This is a genomic window from Petralouisia muris (assembly GCF_004793545.1).
GTDB lineage: Bacteria > Bacillota > Clostridia > Lachnospirales > Lachnospiraceae > Petralouisia > Petralouisia muris.
On sequence record NZ_SRYA01000240.1, the window covers coordinates 1 to 599 of the forward strand.

Annotated in this window: 1 protein-coding gene and 1 pseudogene; both read right to left on the bottom strand. The window is 43.7% G+C overall.

The genetic code is table 11. The features are described 5' to 3' along the window. Positions 1-416: relaxase/mobilization nuclease domain-containing protein (locus E5329_RS29300; protein WP_168356821.1), on the bottom strand; the 416-nt coding region annotated here is incomplete at its 3' end. A 1-nt stretch (position 417) separates the two neighbouring features. Continuing rightward, positions 418-599: pseudogene (locus E5329_RS29305) on the bottom strand (plasmid mobilization protein); the annotation flags it as partial.

The following is a 599-nucleotide window of genomic DNA, read 5'->3' on the forward strand; positions in this document are numbered from 1 at the left end:
GAAACGGAGTTAAAACAGAAATGATTATGGAGATGTCCTTTGTCAAGGTGGGTGGCAACGATTATCTGGTATTTATCGCCCCACATTTCCCTTGCCAGTTTTAATCCGATTTCGTGGCACTGTTCGGGCGTTACCTCGTCTGGCTTGAAGCTCTGGTAGCCGTGCCATGCGATATATCCGCCTGTCTTTTGGTACTGCTTCTTTGTCAAAATCATCTGCTGTAATGCGGTTTCTTTCAAACAGTTGATAGCGGAAACATACTCGCCCTCATTTGTTTTTGACGGATTTTTCACATAGGAGAACACGTCAAAGAAGTCCTGCATATCTTCATTCGGCACGGTCTTTTCTGGATTTTCTATATAGTCAATCACGTCTTTTATGCTCCCTTTGACATGCCATAGGCTCGTTACCGCCATATCAGACCGCCCCCTGTTCTGTCAATTCTTCTATGCTGAACCGTTGTGGGAGAGTTGTTTTCTGTTGCAGTTCTAAGATAAAATCCTCAATCTCCTTACAGATTTCAGTGGCGGTTGGATAGTATGGGACACACTTTTTGAAAGCGTCATGCACTTCATAGAGCTTGTTTAACAGTTCCCAAA